Source organism: Enterobacter sp. ODB01, assembly GCF_001623605.1.
GTDB classification, from domain to species: Bacteria; Pseudomonadota; Gammaproteobacteria; order Enterobacterales; family Enterobacteriaceae; genus Enterobacter; species Enterobacter kobei.
Genome location: NZ_CP015227.1, coordinates 4,274,564 through 4,289,578 on the forward strand (window position 1 = coordinate 4,274,564; position 15,015 = coordinate 4,289,578).

The 15,015-nt window shown below is 57.1% G+C and carries 15 protein-coding genes; 3 read left to right on the top strand and 12 right to left on the bottom strand.

Annotated elements, in window-relative coordinates; all coding sequences use genetic code 11:
• Window positions 1-91 precede the first annotated feature (91 nt).
• The 4 genes from A4308_RS20325 to pdxB all read right to left on the bottom strand — a co-directional run bounded on the left by A4308_RS20325 (window position 92) and on the right by pdxB (window position 3,809).
• Window positions 92-751: a DedA family protein gene (locus A4308_RS20325; RefSeq protein WP_014884668.1), complete on the bottom strand. Its 660-nt coding sequence runs from the start codon at window positions 749-751 to the stop codon at window positions 92-94.
• A 28-nt stretch (window positions 752-779) separates the two neighbouring features.
• Entirely contained in the window at window positions 780-1,592 is an 813-nt protein-coding gene (gene truA, locus A4308_RS20330; protein WP_014884669.1) for a tRNA pseudouridine(38-40) synthase TruA, read from the bottom strand.
• Entirely contained in the window at window positions 1,592-2,605 is a 1,014-nt protein-coding gene (locus A4308_RS20335; protein WP_045281762.1) for an aspartate-semialdehyde dehydrogenase, read from the bottom strand. The genes truA and A4308_RS20335 overlap by 1 nt, the downstream gene beginning before the upstream one ends.
• Before the next feature lie 67 nt (window positions 2,606-2,672).
• On the bottom strand, window positions 2,673-3,809 hold the full coding sequence (gene pdxB / locus A4308_RS20340) for a 4-phosphoerythronate dehydrogenase PdxB (RefSeq protein ID WP_045269240.1): 1,137 nt from the start codon (window positions 3,807-3,809) through the stop codon (window positions 2,673-2,675).
• Window positions 3,810-3,922: 113 nt separating this feature from the next.
• Here pdxB and flk point away from each other — a divergent pair, with 113 nt between their 5' ends.
• Window positions 3,923-4,927 (top strand): flagella biosynthesis regulator Flk, encoded by a 1,005-nt coding sequence (gene flk / locus A4308_RS20345; protein WP_014884672.1) that lies wholly within the window; start codon window positions 3,923-3,925, stop codon window positions 4,925-4,927.
• Between the two features lie 84 nt (window positions 4,928-5,011).
• On the opposite strand, the gene A4308_RS20350 is transcribed toward flk, so the two are convergent.
• Together A4308_RS20350 and fabB are read right to left on the bottom strand one after the other, a co-directional pair.
• Entirely contained in the window at window positions 5,012-6,184 is a 1,173-nt protein-coding gene (locus A4308_RS20350) for an MFS transporter (RefSeq protein WP_045281763.1), read from the bottom strand.
• Between the two features lie 68 nt (window positions 6,185-6,252).
• Window positions 6,253-7,470, bottom strand: a complete 1,218-nt coding sequence (fabB, locus tag A4308_RS20355; RefSeq protein WP_014884674.1) for a beta-ketoacyl-ACP synthase I — start codon at window positions 7,468-7,470, stop codon at window positions 6,253-6,255.
• A 158-nt stretch (window positions 7,471-7,628) separates the two neighbouring features.
• Here fabB and mnmC point away from each other — a divergent pair, with 158 nt between their 5' ends.
• Window positions 7,629-9,626 carry a bifunctional tRNA (5-methylaminomethyl-2-thiouridine)(34)-methyltransferase MnmD/FAD-dependent 5-carboxymethylaminomethyl-2-thiouridine(34) oxidoreductase MnmC gene (gene mnmC, locus A4308_RS20360; protein WP_045281764.1) on the top strand — a complete coding sequence of 666 codons (1,998 nt, stop codon included), beginning with the start codon at window positions 7,629-7,631 and terminating at the stop codon, window positions 9,624-9,626.
• A 97-nt stretch (window positions 9,627-9,723) separates the two neighbouring features.
• On the opposite strand, the gene A4308_RS20365 is transcribed toward mnmC, so the two are convergent.
• Genes A4308_RS20365 through prmB form a run of 6 tightly spaced genes read right to left on the bottom strand, consistent with a single transcriptional unit; the run spans window position 9,724 to window position 14,272 of the window.
• Complete coding sequence (locus A4308_RS20365) at window positions 9,724-9,999, bottom strand: YfcL family protein (protein ID WP_014884676.1); 276 nt, start codon at window positions 9,997-9,999, stop codon at window positions 9,724-9,726.
• A 13-nt stretch (window positions 10,000-10,012) separates the two neighbouring features.
• Complete coding sequence (locus A4308_RS20370; RefSeq protein WP_063308759.1) at window positions 10,013-10,558, bottom strand: elongation factor P hydroxylase; 546 nt, start codon at window positions 10,556-10,558, stop codon at window positions 10,013-10,015.
• Window positions 10,558-11,367, bottom strand: a complete 810-nt coding sequence (locus A4308_RS20375) for a sulfite exporter TauE/SafE family protein (RefSeq protein ID WP_023330989.1) — start codon at window positions 11,365-11,367, stop codon at window positions 10,558-10,560. The genes A4308_RS20370 and A4308_RS20375 overlap by 1 nt, the downstream gene beginning before the upstream one ends.
• A complete protein-coding gene (mepA, locus tag A4308_RS20380) occupies window positions 11,367-12,191 on the bottom strand; it encodes a penicillin-insensitive murein endopeptidase (RefSeq protein WP_045281765.1) in 825 nt (274 codons plus the stop codon). The genes A4308_RS20375 and mepA overlap by 1 nt, the downstream gene beginning before the upstream one ends.
• Before the next feature lie 2 nt (window positions 12,192-12,193).
• Window positions 12,194-13,279 (bottom strand): chorismate synthase, encoded by a 1,086-nt coding sequence (aroC, locus tag A4308_RS20385; RefSeq protein WP_014884680.1) that lies wholly within the window; start codon window positions 13,277-13,279, stop codon window positions 12,194-12,196.
• A 60-nt stretch (window positions 13,280-13,339) separates the two neighbouring features.
• Window positions 13,340-14,272, bottom strand: coding sequence for a 50S ribosomal protein L3 N(5)-glutamine methyltransferase (gene prmB, locus A4308_RS20390; protein WP_014884681.1), 933 nt, complete (start codon window positions 14,270-14,272; stop codon window positions 13,340-13,342).
• Window positions 14,273-14,417: 145 nt separating this feature from the next.
• Between prmB and smrB the strand changes: the two genes are divergently transcribed.
• Window positions 14,418-14,969 carry an endonuclease SmrB gene (smrB, locus tag A4308_RS20395; protein ID WP_045281766.1) on the top strand — a complete coding sequence of 184 codons (552 nt, stop codon included), beginning with the start codon at window positions 14,418-14,420 and terminating at the stop codon, window positions 14,967-14,969.
• Window positions 14,970-15,015: the final 46 nt, after the last annotated feature.

Genomic DNA, 15,015 nt, shown 5'->3' on the forward strand with positions numbered 1-15,015 from the left:
TTTTTGCCTCCAACAGACCATGAATGTTGCACATTAAAACATAACAGCCCGAAACTTTGGATAAAAAAGTGGTCGAACCGCCAGCGTGCATTTACTTCGCTTGCTTTGCCGCCGCGCGTTTGTGACGAATAATCTCGATAACGCCAGGCAGTACGGAAAGCACAATAATCGCTACAATCAGTAACTTAAGATTTTCCTGAACCACCGGCAAGTCGCCAAACAGGTAGCCTGCATAGGTAAACAACAGCACCCACAGCAGCGCGCCCACGACGTTATACATCGCAAAATGACGATAGGACATATGCCCCATTCCCGCCACAAACGGTGCAAATGTGCGCACAATAGGCACAAAACGCGCAAGGATAATGGTTTTTCCGCCATGACGTTCATAAAACGCATGGGTTTTATCTAAATAGCTGCGACGGAAAATTTTCGAATCAGGATTGCTGAACAAGCGCTCACCGAACACCCGGCCAATGGTATAGTTGACGGCATCCCCGATAATTGCGGCAATCACCATCAACACCACCATCAGATGCACGTTCAAGTCATTGGTCGGTAGGGCCGATAACGCACCCGCAACAAACAGCAGGGAGTCCCCCGGCAGGAAGGGGGTAACGACCAGACCGGTTTCACAGAACAGAATGAGGAACAGGATGGCATAAACCCAGACGCCATACTGCGCGACCAGTTCCGCCAGGTGAACATCAATATGCAGAATGAAATCAATCAGAAAACGTATTACGTCCATATTGTCTAAGCCTTAATTGCACCTTTGTTTAGTCCGCTAAAAACAGCGGGCCCATTGGCGGTTTTGGCAGGTCAAACCGATCCGGATAGTCTACCGCAACCAGATACAGTCCTTCTGCTTTCGCCGTGGCTGCCGCAAGCGTTCTGTCCTTCGCTGCCAGCAGGTCTGCAATCCAGCTCTCCGGCTGGTGTCCGGCACCCACTTCCATCAGGCTGCCTACAATATTCCGCACCATATGATGTACAAAGGCATTGGCTTTGATATCCACCACCACATACGCGCCAAAACGGCTGACGTTTATGTGCATAACGTTACGCCACGGCGTACGGGACTGACATTGCACCGCACGAAACGACGTAAAGTCATTTTCACCAATCAGACACTGCGCCGCACGATGCATGCGTTCAGCATCGAGCGGTTCATAAAAATGCGTTACGCCCTGGCTTAGCACCGCCGGACGCAGACGCTGGTTGTAGATGACATAGCGGTAGCGACGCGCCGTCGCGCTGAAGCGCGCGTGAAAATCATCCGGCACAGCTTTCACCCAACGCACCGCAATGTCACCAGGTAAATTCGCATTTACACCCAGCGTCCAGGCGGCATCTTTGCGCACGGCAGTGGTTTCAAAGTGGACCACCTGCCCGGTACCGTGAACACCCGCATCCGTACGGCCTGCGCACAGAACGTTAATCGGCTCGTTTGCCACCTGAGAGAGCGCTTTCTCCAGCTTTTCCTGGACGCTACGCACCTCATTCTGACGCTGCCAGCCATAATATTTACTGCCATCGTACTCGATACCGAGGGCAATTTTATGAACCGGCTTTTGTTCCACTTCTGACATCAGTACAGGTACTCCTGCACCAGTTTCTCAGCAATTTTGACCGCCATCAGCGCGCCGCCAAAACGAACGTTGTCCGCAACGGACCAGAACTGAACCTGCTCCGGCATACCGTAATCGTTCCGCACGCAACCGACTGAAAGATGGGCGCTACCGGTGGCGTCACCGACCTGCGTCGGAAACTCGCTCTCTTCGGAAAGTACGATATCTTCACCGCGGCCAAACGCATCGCGCGCTTCTTCCGCCGCCAGCGGGCGCAGGGCTTCAAAACCTACCATCTGCGCGTGACCGTAGAATACCGGCGACTGCACGACGTTTGCGGAGATCATCAGCCCCTCATCCTGCAGAATTTTGCGCGCTTCGTCGACGATAAGGCGCTCTTCGCGCACGGAACCTTCACGATCCGGCAGCAGTGGCAGCATGTTGAACGCCAGCTGGCGACCGAAGAAATCATCCTCATCAATCGGGATACCGTTCAGCAGCTTCGCGCTCTGCCCGGCCAGCGCATCGACGGCCTTTTTGCCATTTGCGGAGGCAGACAGCAGGCTGGTGACGGTGATACGCGACAGGCCACCGTCGTCAATCAGCGGTTTCAGCGCGGTCAGCAGCTGGCTGGTCAGACTGTTCGGTACCGCGATAATATTACGGTTACGGTAGTCAGCCAGGACATACGGGTTGACGTCCGGCACCACCAGCGGCACGTCCGGCTCCATGGCGAACAGACCGCTCAGGTCGATCACCAGACAACCTGAATTGGTCGCCTCTTCGATGTAAGACGCCGTGGCTTCAGCACCTGCGGCGAAAAATGCCAGCTGCGCCTGGGTCCAGTCAAACGCAGCCGCATCCTGGACCATGACGGATTTACCGTTAAAGCGCAGATGCTCACCCGCGCTATCGGTACGCGCCAGCGCATAGATATCGCCCACCGGGAACTGACGCTCAGCAAGGGTTTCGAGCAGGGCTTCGCCCACGGCACCGGTGGCACCTAAAATGGCAATGTTCCAGCCTTCAGACATGGTGGTTTACTCCAGAAATAAAAAAGCGCCCCTGCCGGAGTATCCGACAGGGAGCATTAAGAAGACATTAATGCGCCGGGTGATGAACGGCGTTAAAACCCAGTTTTTTCAGCAGCGTCGCGGCCGTTGCGTCGTCGCACATCACATACAGGGACGACCACTCGCGGCGCTCAACATAGTTCTTACGCAGCTTGTCAAATTCACCCGGGATCCCCGCCACTTTACGCAGCAGCGCATCATCGCGGCGCACATCATACACCAAATGCACCAGCCTTTTCAGCGTTGCCTGATCGAGCGGGCCATGCAGGGTAATGCGGCCAAATTCAGGTGCGGGAAGTAAGGTATCCAGCGCCACCTGCTGCGGATGGCCAATAAACGTGCTGTAGGCTTCAAACACCTGCGTTGTGCCGCGGGCTTTGCCTTCAAGCGTATAGCCCGCGATATGCGCAGTGGCTACGTCCACCTTGTTAAGCAGTTCAACGTTAAGATCCGGCTCCGGCTCCCAGACGTCCAGCACAACGCGGAGGTCTTGTCCTTCATTCAGACATTTCAGCAGCGCGGCGTTGTCCACCACCGGGCCACGGCAGGCATTTATCAGAATAGTGCCAGCCTTCAGACGACGGATCAGTGCTTCATCGGCAAGATGCAGGGACGTATAGGGACCCTCTTTAAACAGCGGCGTGTGGAACGTCAGCACATCGCACTGTTCAACCAGCTCATCCAGCGAGCGGAAATCCCCTTCCTCACCGTTGTCTTTACGCGGCGGGTCGCACAGCAGCGTGCGAATACCTAACGCCTCCAGGCGCTTTTGCAGGCGTCCACCCACGTTACCCACCCCGACGATCCCCACGGTGCGGTCTTTCAGCACAAAACCGTCGCGCTCGGCCAGCATCAGCAAAGAGGAGAAGACATATTCCACGACGGCAATAGCATTACAGCCGGGCGCGGCGGAAAAGCCGATCCCCGCCTGCTTCAGCCATTGGTCATCCACATGATCGGTCCCTGCCGTTGCGGTTCCGACAAACTTAATCGCTTTTCCGGCGAGCAACGACGCATTTACTTTGGTCACCGAGCGCACCATCAGCGCGTCTGCGTCATCCAGTTCGTTGACCGGGATCGGGCGACCAGGGACAGCCTTAACGTTACCCAGGCGGCTAAACAGCTCACGGGCATAAGGCATATTTTCATCAACGAGGATTTTCACGTCTGAGTACCTGTTTGAGAGGAAGTAAACCTGCCAAGTGTGCCATAATCTGGCCGCCAGGCATATACGTCTGCCAGGTTTACGCTGAGTTTTGACTTTAAGGATTTTTGACGATGCAGCCCATTTCAGGTACGCCGCCACGCCCTCCGGGTGAAGGCCCTGTCACGCCAAACGTTGCCGGTGAACAACCGCTATCCACGCAACAGCGCACCGTGCTGGAGCGACTGATCACGCGCCTGATTGCGCTGACTTCACAGCAAAACGCGGAAGTCTGGGCCGGGGTAAAGCATGATTTAGGCGTAAGGAACGACGCACCGCTGCAGTCGCGACATTTCCCTGCTGCCGAGCAAAATCTTAACCAGCGTATTACGACCGCACAGCAGAACCACACCACACGGCAGATTGTCACGCAACTGACCGAGCTGCTCGGCCAGGGAAATAACCGTCAGGCGGTCAGCGACTTTATCCGCCAGCAGTATGGCCAGACGGCCCTGAGCCAGCTGACGCCAGACCAGCTTAAAACCGTGCTGACGCTGTTGCAGAACAATCAGCTGTCGATCCCACAGCCGCAGCTGCGGCCGGCGACCGAGCGTTCGCTGCTGCCTGCTGAGCACAACACGCTGAATCAAATGGTGACCAAACTGGCCGCCGCCACCGGCGAGTCAACAAAGCTTATCTGGCAATCCATGCTCGAACTGTCCGGCGTAAAGGCGGGCGAGTTGATCCCGGCCAAACAGTTTCCCCATCTGGTGACCTGGCTACAGGCGCGCCAGACGCTCAGCACCCAGAGCGCCCCTACCCTGCATACCGTTCAGGCTGCGCTTAAACAGCCGCTGGAACCGCACGAGTTCGAGGCGATTCGGGATTACGCCCAGCAGAACTGGCAGGCGACACCGCAAACGGTACTGACCACCGCGCAGGTGCAGGATGTGCTCAATCAGATCTTCGTGCGCCGCGCCGAGCGGGAAGGCGGCGTACCGGAGGCAAGAAACATTCAGCCGATCTACAGCCCGCTTTTTGCGCCCGTTGTGGAGACGTTCAGAACGCTTTCTGCCCGTCCGGGATTGTTGTTTATTGCGTTACTGATTGCGCTGGCGATTTTCTGGCTGGTTGCTTAACACTGCCGGGTGGCGGCTTCGCCTTACCCGGCCTAAGGCCAGTGCGGTTGTAGGCCCGGTAAGCGAAGCGCCACCGGGCAAAAACTACGACCGGCGAAACGCCACCAGCGTCACCACAATACCCATCACTGCAGAAACAGCACCGGCCAGGAAGACGGACGGGTAGCCAAACGAGGTGGCCAGCAGTCCGGCCAGCGGTCCGGTTACTCCGTATGAGATATCCTGAAACGCCGCATAGCCGCCGAGTGCTGTGCCACGCACCTGCGGGGCCACACGCTTCACGACTTCCACGCCAAGCGCCGGGAAAATCAACGAGCAACCGCAGCCGGTGAGTGCTGCGCCAATCAGCGCGACAGAGGCGACCGGTGCGTGCCACAGCAGCAGCAGGCCAACGGTCTCTATCATCAGCGATGCCACCGCCACCTTCACGCCACCAAAGCGATCCGGCATCCAGCCGAAGAACACGCGCATCAGCACAAACGCCCCGCCAAACGCGGTGAGCGTAAATCCGGCCATCGCCCAGCCGCGGCTCATAAAGTAGAGCGAGACGAACGTGCCAATCACCGCAAAACCTACGCCCTGCAGCGCCAGGCCCAGACCCGGCTGCCAGATTTGGCCGATCACGCTCCACAGGGAAGGACGCTCCCCTTTGTGAGCGGGTAGTACCGAGCCGTTAAACGCCCACGCCAGCAGCGGCAACACCATGGTGGTGGCTGCCAGCGCCGCAAAACCAAACTGGCTGTTGATCAGCAGTCCCAGCGGTGCACCAGCGGCCAGCGCGCCATAGATAGCCATGCCGTTCCAGGACATCACTTTGCCCGAACGAGCAGGCCCCACCAGACCCATTCCCCAGGTCAGGGTACCGGTCAGCAGCTGGCTTTCACCAAAGCCAAGGATTAAACGTCCCAGCACCAGCAGCGCAAATTTATACCCTGCGTCTACCGGCAAAAGCGCGGCTAACAGCCATGCCCCGCCCGCCAGACCACAGGCAAACATCCCCTGTAACGCCGAGCGTTTTGCACCATGCTGATCTGCCAGCCGTCCGGCGTACCCGCGGGTTAACACCGTGGCTAAAAACTGAATGCCCACGGCAATGCCGACCATAGTGTTGCCATAGCCGAGTTCCTGATGAACGAACAGTGGGATCACCGGCAGCGGCAGGCCAACGGTCATGTAGGTCAGAAATACCGCAAAGGCGATTCGGAAAAGGGAAAGGTTACCGGAAGGGGCGCTCTTCTCTGGGATAACAGCCTTCATGCATAACTCCGTGTTGAGGCATAAAAAAAGGGAACCTTCCGGTTCCCTTCTACTATACATTCAAACGCTTATGCTTTGTACTTACGCATTACCAGCGTCGCGTTCGTGCCGCCGAAACCGAAGCTGTTAGACATGACGGTGGTCAGTGTCGCTTCCGTTGGTTTCGTCACGATGTTCAGGCCAGCAGCCTGCTCGTCCATCTCATCAATGTTGATGCTTGGGGCGATAAAGCCGTTTTCCAGCATCAGCAGAGAGTAGATCGCTTCCTGCACGCCCGCAGCACCTAGAGAGTGACCGGTCATAGCTTTGGTGGCAGAAATTGCCGGGCTGTTGTCGCCGAAGACTTCGCGGATTGCACCCAGCTCTTTCACGTCGCCTACCGGAGTAGAGGTACCGTGAGAGTTCAGGTAGTCGATTGGCGTATCAACGCCGTGCATCGCCATCTTCATGCAGCGCACCGCACCTTCACCGGATGGCGCAACCATGTCGGCGCCATCAGACGTTGCGCCGTAGCCCACGATCTCAGCGTAGATATGCGCACCACGTGCCAGCGCGTGCTCCAGCTCTTCAACCACAACCATACCGCCGCCGCCTGCGATGATGAAGCCATCACGGTGCGCGTCGTAAGTACGGGACGCTTTTTCCGGGGTTTCGTTGTACTTGGTGGACAGAGCGCCCATCGCGTCGAACTCACAGGCCATTTCCCAGCCCAGCTCTTCGCCGCCGCCAGCAAAGACGATGTCCTGTTTACCCAGCTGGATCTGCTCAACCGCGTTACCGATGCAGTGTGCGGACGTCGCACACGCGGAACTGATGGAGTAGTTCACACCGTGGATTTTGAACGGAGTGGCCAGGCATGCGGAAACCGCAGAGCCCATGGCTTTGGTGACCACGTACGGACCTACCGCTTTCAGACCACGCGGGCTACGCATTGCGTCAGCACCGAATACCTGCGCTTTAGATGAGCCGCCGGAACCAGCGATAAGACCTACGCGGGGATTGTTCTGGTAAACTTCCGCGCTGAGACCTGCATCTGCAATCGCTTCCTGCATGGAGAGATAAGCATAAATAGAGGCATCGTTCATGAAACGAACCACTTTGCGGTCAATCAAACCGGTGGTGTCCAGTTTGACGTTACCCCATACGTGGCTACGCATACCTGAATCTTTAAACTCTTCAGAGAAAGTGATCCCGGAGCGTCCTTCACGCAGAGATGCCAGGACTTCCTGCTGGTTATTACCGATGCTGGAAACAATGCCCAGGCCAGTAATCACTGCACGTTTCATTCAATACCTCTGTAAGTCGCACTATAGTAAGTTTCGAGTCGCACAATAGCGTACACTTGTACGCCGAACAAGTCCGATCAGACATTTTCTGCGGAAATTTGCACCGATGGACTCACATCGTTAAGATCGTGCCACTGCCTGTCAGACGAGTAACTTACGTGAAACAAAACGCTATACAACCCGCCAACCTCGAATTCAACGCTGAGGGTACACCTGTTTCCCGAGATTTTGATGACGTCTATTTTTCTAATGATAACGGACTCGAAGAAACTCGCTATGTTTTCCTCGACGGAAACCAGCTCAGCACCCGCTTCCCGGAGCATCCGCGGAGCCTGTTTGTGGTCGCGGAAAGCGGATTCGGCACCGGGCTCAATTTTCTGACCCTCTGGCAGGCGTTTGACCAGTTTCACGCTGCCCACCCTGAGGCTACGCTACAAAGATTACATTTCATCAGTTTCGAAAAATTCCCGCTCACCGCGCACGATCTGCGCCAGGCCCATCAACGCTGGCCGGAGCTGGCTACCTGGGCTGAACAGCTTCAGGCACAGTGGCCGCCTCACATTGGGGGCTGCCACCGTCTGATTCTCGACGGCGGACGCGTGACGCTGGATTTGTGGCTGGGCGACATCAACGATCTTACCGATAAGCTTGATGATGCGATGAATCAGACGGTGGACGCGTGGTTCCTGGACGGTTTTGCGCCTGCCAAAAACCCGGATATGTGGAGCCAGCATCTGTTTAACGCAATGGCGCGACTGGCGCGTCCGGGCGCAACGCTCGCCACCTTCACCTCAGCAGGCTTTGTTCGTCGCGGCTTGCAGGAAGCGGGCTTTACCATGCAGAAAACTAAAGGTTTTGGCCGCAAGCGCGACATGCTGGTCGGCAGGATGGAGCAGACGCTGGACATCCCCGCCAGTGCACCCTGGTTTGCGCGCAGCGCCGGCGCGTCACGGGAAGTGGCGATAGCAGGCGGAGGGATCGCCAGCGCACTGCTGTCTCTTGCGCTTATCCAACGTGGCTGGCAGGTGACGCTTTATTGTGCTGACGATGCGCCAGCAGGTGGGGCCTCCGGCAACCGCCAGGGGGCGCTCTATCCCCTTTTAAGCGCGCACGATCCGGCACTGTTCCAGTTTTTCCCGGCGGCCTTTACCTTTGCCCGTCGCCTGTATGATGCCCTGCCGGTGACGTTCGATCATGAATGGTGCGGCGTGACGCAGCTCGGCTGGGATGAGAGAAGTCAGCAAAAAATCGCGCAGATGCTGTCCCTGGGACTGCCGGAAGACATTGCGCGGGCGCTAAGCGCGCAAGAGGCCGCCGACACCACCGGCGTTGAAACCGGCTGCGAGGGCATTCAGTATCCGCTCGGCGGCTGGCTGTGCCCGGCTGAACTGACCGCTGCGGCGATTGACCTTGCGCAGTCACGCGGGCTGACGGTCTACTATGCCCACAAGGTTGAATCGCTGTCCCGAACAGAACGCTGGAATTTGCGTTTTGCTGATGGCAAAGAGGCAAGCCATGCCAGCGTTGTGCTGGCGAACGGACATAGCATCAACCAGTTTATCCAGACAGAATCCGTGCCGGTTTATCCGGTCGGCGGCCAGGTGAGTCATATCCCTACTACGTCCGAACTGGGCAAACTGCGTCAGGTGCTGTGCTATGACGGCTATCTGACGCCACAAAATCCGTCTAATGGTCATCACTGCATCGGGGCGAGCTATCATCGTGGCGAAGCGGATATGCGCTACAGCGAGGCGGATCAACAGCAAAACCGCCAGCGCCTGATTGACTGCTTCCCGGATGCAGCGTGGGCGAAAGAGGTTGACGTCAGCGAAGGCGCGGCCCGCTGTGGCGTGCGCTGCGCAACGCGCGATCATCTGCCGATGATGGGGAATGTGCCGAACTATGAGGCAACGCTTGAAGCCTATCACGACCTTGCAAACCACCAGGAAACGGCGGTAGCTGCACCGGTTTATCCCGAACTGTTTATGCTGGGTGGGCTGGGTTCGCGTGGATTGTGTTCTGCACCGCTACTGGCTGAAGCCTTAGCCGCACAAATGAGCAACGAGCCGCTACCGCTGGACAGAACAACGCTTGCGGGGCTGAACCCGAATCGATTGTGGGTGCGAAAACTGCTGAAGGGGAAGAAGGTTAAGTAGGGTGCGGACGGGTGCCCTCACCCTAACCCTCTCCCACAGGGAGAGGGGATATTCGTAGGCCCGGTAAGCGCAGCGCCACCGGGCGAAATACGATGACTTAGCGTTTAGCCTGCTGGAACAACGTGTCCCACATGCCCAGCACCAGAGACTGGTCGCGCGGGGACAGTTCACCCGCCTGAATCGCCTTTTCCAGGCTGCGGGTGACTTCATCATGCACTGCTTCGGCAGAATGATCGTCTCCTGCCTCCAGCTCGGCAACAGCCAGCGTCAGGTGACCACGCAGATAACCGCTGGCGAACAGCTCATCATCACTGGCGTGTTCCACCATGTCATCAATTAACGCCAGAATGCGTGATTCAAATTCTGCGATCATCTTTTTTCCTCAGTTAAAGATTTTCCGGCCAGGGGAAGCATTCCGCCGTGATCACCGGCGTGTGGTAATAATTCTGTAAAGCCTCGATCAGGCGGGCCGGACGTTCCGGGATGCCTTTCTCAAGATATTCCATCACCTGTGCATGCACGCGGCGCTGGAAGACGATACGGTCTGGCTCGAAGTCGCCTTCGAGGTTGTCACAGCTGACGTTGAACGGGAAACCCGCCGCGACACAGAATAGCCATTCCAGCGCCTGCGGTTTCACTTCCACATCTTCAAACTGGCCCTGGGTTGCGGCGTCGCGTCCGTCCGGACAGTACCAGTAGCCGAAGTCCACCAGCTCGCGACGCGCTTTCCCCGCAATACACCAGTGCGAAATTTCATGCAGCGCGCTGGCGTAAAAGCCGTGCGCAAAGACGATCCGGTTGTACGGCACTTCGGCATCAGCAGGAAGATAGATCGGTTCGTCGTCGCCTTTAATCAGACGGGTATTAAAATCATCAGCAAAGCAGCCGTTAAAAATCTCAATCAGCTGTTCGTAGTTATGCGTACTGTTCATTAGTTCATCCCCAACCAGTGGAGGATCTCCTGTCCATGGCTGTCATAAAGAAGCTTTGCGCTCATGACCGCCGAAACGATGACGATCATCGGGCGAATCAGCTTCTGTCCTTTGCTTAATACCAGGCGCGAGCCCGCGCGCGCCCCCAGGAACTGCCCTGCCATCATGACAAAACCGGTTGCCCAGATGACCTTGCCGCCAATGATAAACAGCAACAGGCCACCAAGGTTAGAGGTCGCATTAAGCACTTTGGCATGGGCGGTAGATTTAGCGAGGTTAAACCCGGCCAGCGTCACAAACGCCAGCGCGTAAAACGAGCCTGCGCCCGGGCCAAAGAAGCCGTCGTAAAAACCGACGCAGCCCCCGGCTATCAGGGCAAACGGCAAGCCATGCAAGCGACGCTGACGGTCTTCTTCACCGAGCTTTGGCATCAGCAGGAAGTAGAGACCGATGCAGATAACCAGAATCGGCAGGATCTGGCGCAAAATATCGGACTGTACGTGCTGCACCAGCAGCGCGCCCGACGTCGAGCCGATAAAGGTCATCAGAATATTGAGCTTCTGATCGGCGAGGCTCACCACCTTGCGGCGGATAAAATAGAGCGATGCCGAAAGCGAGCCGCCGCAGGCCTGAAGTTTGTTGGTGGCCAGTGCCTGAGCGGGGCTCATGCCCGCCGCCAGCAGTGCGGGTACCGTTAACAACCCGCCGCCGCCAGCAAGCGCATCAATAAACCCGGCTAACATGGCAACAAAAAACAGCACCACCAGCAGCAGCGGGGACACCATAAACAGATCGACGAAATTATCCATTAAAGTACATGCTCATCCAGTAGCGCCTGGCAGGAAGGCGGCAACGGAGGCGGTGTCTTCTTCTCAGGCTTAGAGGTTCCAGGTTTTGCCGGTTCAAACCAGCTCTGCAGCTCCGCACCGCAGCCATCGCCTGGCGGAGGTAACAGCTGATCTTCACATTCCAGGCTGTTTGCCGGGCAACGCAAACGAACGTGCATGTGCGCACGATGCTGGAACCACGGGCGCACTTTGCGCAGCCAGTCGCGGTCAGTTCCGGCATCCAGGCAGAGCTGTTGTTTGATGGCCGGATTCACAAAGATCCGCGTGACGTCATTATCTTCTGCTGCCAGCTTGATCATGCTGGACACATCCCGCGTCCACAGGGAGGGCACCACGCGCTTACCGTCACTCGCCACCAGATCCAGCGCCTGCGGTTTCAGAAGTTGCGCGGACGTCCAGCGTGTTTTCGGTAGCTGCAGGAAGATATCGACATCCAGTCCGGTCTGGTGGCTGGCGTGCCCGCCGTTAAAGCGCCCGCCCGCAGGCATGCCCATATCGCCAATCAGCATCGTCCCCAGCCCCAGGTTATGTACCTGGTTTCCCAGTCGCTGAATAAACAGCACCAGGTCAGGGTGACCGAAGTAACGGCGCTGGTCGGTACGCATCACCTGATAAGTATCCGATTGCAGCGGAAGTGCCTGCGCGCCGACGATACAGCCGTTCGAAAAGGCGCCGATAGACTGCGCGCTGCCCGCCACCGGATGGGTGATCTTTTGCCACGGCGTGGCGGCCAGACTGGCTCCACTGGCGAGCAGCGCCAGCAGAGCAATTGCGGTTTTTTTCATGGTTACCAGCGTGGAATGGTGGTCGTCACATCCGCATTCTGCGCGCGCTGGCGCAGGAAGTGATCCATCAGCACGATCGCCAGCATCGCTTCTGCGATCGGCACCGCACGGATCCCCACGCAAGGATCGTGACGTCCTTTGGTGATCATCTCAACTTCTTCGCCAGAGCGGTTAATCGTGTGGCCCGGCACGGTAATGCTGGAGGTTGGCTTCAGGGCAATATTCGCAACAATCTGCTGCCCGCTGCTGATCCCGCCGAGGATGCCACCCGCATGGTTGCTCTGGAAGCCCGCTTTCGTGATTTCGTCGCGATTCTGGCTGCCGCGAAGCTGAACCACGTCAAACCCGTCGCCAATCTCTACGCCCTTTACCGCGTTGATGCTCATCAGCGCGTGCGCAATGTCAGCGTCGAGACGGTCAAACACCGGCTCGCCCCAGCCTGGCGGCACGCCGTCGGCCACCACGGTGACCTTCGCCCCAATGGAGTCACCCTCTTTTTTCAGGCCACGCATCAGCTCGTCCAGCGCATCCAGCTTGTCGGCATCGGCGCAGAAGAACGGGTTTTGCTCAACCTGGTCCCAGTCTTTAATGGCCAGAGGAATATCGCCCATCTGGGTCAGACAGCCGCGAATGACGATGCCAAATTTCTGCTGCAGGTATTTTTTGGCAATGGCACCCGCCGCCACGCGCATTGCGGTTTCACGCGCGGAAGAGCGTCCGCCGCCGCGATAGTCGCGGAAACCGTACTTTTGCTCGTAGGTATAGTCAGCGTGGCCCGGACGGAATACGTCTTTAATAGCGCCGTAGTCCTGAGAACGCTGGTCGGTGTTTTCGATCAGCAGACCAATGCTGGTCCCGGTGGTGCGGCCTTCAAAGACGCCAGAGAGAATTTTGACCTGATCCGGCTCGCGACGCTGCGTGGTGTAGCGAGAGGTGCCCGGACGACGGCGGTCAAGGTCGTGCTGCAAATCAGCTTCAGTCAGTTCGATGCCGGGCGGTACGCCGTCAACGATACAACCTAAAGCCAGCCCGTGCGACTCACCAAAGGTGGTCACGCGGAATATCTGTCCAATACTGTTTCCTGCCATCACGGCTCCGATGTTGTTGTTTGTGTTTGAGCGTTGTGAAACGGGCCGAAGCCCGCTGGATTAATCTTTATAGATACTGAAGTATTCGCGCGCATCGAGCAGCTGCGCTTTGGTCAGCATAAAGACGCCGTCACCGCCGTTATCGAACTCAAGCCAGGTGAACGGCACATCCGGGTACTGCTCTATCAGATGTACCATGCTGTTGCCCACTTCACAAATCAGAACACCGTCGTCGGTCAGGTAATCCGGCGCGCAGGCCAGAATGCGACGAGTCAGCTTCAGGCCGTCAGTGCCTGACGCCAGACCCAGCTCCGGCTCATGACGGTATTCATTTGGCAGATCGGACATGTCTTCAGCGTCGACGTACGGCGGGTTAGTGACGATCAGGTCGTACTGCAGCGTCGGCAGGTCGCGGAACAGATCCGAGCGGATTGGCGTAACGTGATGGATCAGGCCGTGCTCTTCAATGTTGTGCTCGGTGACGGCCAGCGCGTCGGTAGAGATATCGACGGCGTCCACTTCCGCTTCCGGGAAGGCATAGGCGCAGGCAATCGCGATGCAGCCGCTGCCGGTGCACATATCCAGAATGTGCTGCGGCTGATGGTGAATCAGGCCTTCAAAGTGGTTGTTGATCAGCTCACCAATCGGTGAACGCGGCACCAGCACGCGCTCATCAACATAGAATTCGTGGCCGCAGAACCAGGCCTTGTTGGTCAGGTAGGCGACCGGAATGCGTTCGTTGACGCGGCGGATCACCCGCTCAACAATGCGGTGTTTTTCACTGGAGGTCAGGCGCGCGGTGCGCATGTCTTCCGGAATATCCAGCGGCAGATAAAGAGACGGCAGCACCAGCTGAACGGCCTCATCCCACGGGTTATCGGTACCATGACCGTACCAGATGTTGGCGGCGCTGAAGCGGCTAACCGACCAGCGCAACATGTCCTGTATGGTATGCAGCTCGTTTACTGCTTCATCGACAAATATTTTATCCACTCTTTCCTCCAGGGCATGCTCGCATAATTTTCGGCGGCTAGTTTGCCATGAAGACGGCGATAAATCAGCAATGACGCGTCGCGCTTGAGGTTAAAAAATGCGTTTAGTCGGGTACACTATCGGAAATACGAGATGAGAGTGACGAATGAAAAAGAAAACATCGCTCAGCGAGGAGGATCAGGCTCTCTTCCGCCAGCTGATGACCGGGACGCGTAAAATCACGCAGGACACCATTGTCCATCGCCCGCAGCGTAAAAAAATCAGCGACGTTCCGGTCAAACGACTGCTGCAGGAGCAGGCGGATAACAGCCACTATTTTTCAGATGAGTTTCAACCGCTGCTGAATACTCAGGGCGCGGTGAAATACGTGCGCGAGGACGTCAGCCACTTTGAACTGAAAAAATTACGTCGCGGAGATTATTCACCGGAGCTGTTTCTCGATCTGCACGGATTAACGCAGATGCAGGCGAAACAGGAGCTGGGGGCACTGATCGCCGCCTGTCGCCGCGAACACGTGTTTTGCACCTGCGTGATGCACGGCCATGGGAAACATATTCTTAAGCAACAAACGCCGCTGTGGCTGGCTCAGCATCCACATGTTATGGCGTTTCATCAGGCACCCAAAGAGTACGGCGGAGATGCCGCATTGCTGGTGTTGATAGAAGTTGAGGAGTGGCAACCGCCTGAGTTGCCCTGACAGCATGGCGGGAAGCACATTTGCACCCCGCCCTGTCGCACGTCAC

Coding starts and splice junctions, on each gene's coding strand:
- A4308_RS20370 (WP_063308759.1), bottom strand. CDS start 10,558: ATGAACAGTACGCATAACTACGAACAGCTGATTGAGATTTTTAACGGC.
- truA (WP_014884669.1), bottom strand. CDS start 1,592: ATGTCAGAAGTGGAACAAAAGCCGGTTCATAAAATTGCCCTCGGTATC.
- aroC (WP_014884680.1), bottom strand. CDS start 13,279: ATGGCAGGAAACAGTATTGGACAGATATTCCGCGTGACCACCTTTGGT.
- flk (WP_014884672.1), top strand. CDS start 3,923: ATGCAGCCCATTTCAGGTACGCCGCCACGCCCTCCGGGTGAAGGCCCT.
- A4308_RS20335 (WP_045281762.1), bottom strand. CDS start 2,605: ATGTCTGAAGGCTGGAACATTGCCATTTTAGGTGCCACCGGTGCCGTG.
- smrB (WP_045281766.1), top strand. CDS start 14,418: ATGAAAAAGAAAACATCGCTCAGCGAGGAGGATCAGGCTCTCTTCCGC.
- A4308_RS20375 (WP_023330989.1), bottom strand. CDS start 11,367: ATGGATAATTTCGTCGATCTGTTTATGGTGTCCCCGCTGCTGCTGGTG.
- mepA (WP_045281765.1), bottom strand. CDS start 12,191: ATGAAAAAAACCGCAATTGCTCTGCTGGCGCTGCTCGCCAGTGGAGCC.
- fabB (WP_014884674.1), bottom strand. CDS start 7,470: ATGAAACGTGCAGTGATTACTGGCCTGGGCATTGTTTCCAGCATCGGT.
- A4308_RS20325 (WP_014884668.1), bottom strand. CDS start 751: ATGGACGTAATACGTTTTCTGATTGATTTCATTCTGCATATTGATGTT.
- A4308_RS20350 (WP_045281763.1), bottom strand. CDS start 6,184: ATGAAGGCTGTTATCCCAGAGAAGAGCGCCCCTTCCGGTAACCTTTCC.
- A4308_RS20365 (WP_014884676.1), bottom strand. CDS start 9,999: ATGATCGCAGAATTTGAATCACGCATTCTGGCGTTAATTGATGACATG.